The organism is Vibrio sp. 2134-1 (assembly GCF_033339495.1).
The window spans coordinates 1-566 of the sequence record NZ_JAWOUS010000766.1 but is presented as its reverse complement, the minus strand read 5'-3'; the positions used below and the strand labels follow the sequence as shown (position 1 = coordinate 566).

Genomic DNA, 566 nt, shown 5'->3' with positions numbered 1-566 from the left:
CGCGGCGGGCATCCGTCGTATTGAAGCAGTAACAGGTGAAGCAGCTCTAGATGCGATCGAAGCTCAAGCAGCAAAATACGAAGAGAAACTAGCAGAATCTGCACAAAAAGCGAAAACGCTAGAAAAAGAACTTCAGAAGCTTAAAGACAAGATGGCTGCTGCTGAAAGCGCAAACATCATGGGTAAAGCAGTGGAAGTAAACGGCACGAAAGTACTGGTTGCTGCACTAGAAGGCGCAGATAGCAAAAACCTACGTACAATGGTTGACGACATCAAGAACCAAATGGGCTCAGGTGTTGTGCTTCTAGCAAACGTAACTGATGACAAAGTTGGCTTGATTGCTGGTGTGACGAAAGATCTGGTAGGCAAAGTTAAGGCGGGCGACCTCGTTAAAATGGTTGCAGAGCAGGTTGGTGGTAAGGGCGGTGGTCGTCCTGACATGGCTCAAGCTGGTGGTACTGATGTGTCAGCATTACCCGACGCGCTCCAAACTGTTCAGCCTTGGCTAGAAGAGCGCTTATAAGCATTACCTAACGAATTTACGCTCAATCAAGTTTCTTTGATTG

Annotated in this window: 1 protein-coding gene; it reads left to right on the top strand. The window is 47.5% G+C overall.

Going from position 1 to position 566, the window contains the following annotated elements; translation table 11 throughout:
- The coding region (locus tag R7R78_RS28425; protein ID WP_225474890.1) for a DHHA1 domain-containing protein at positions 1-523 on the top strand (523 nt) is incomplete at its 5' end.
- Positions 524-566 lie beyond the last annotated feature (43 nt).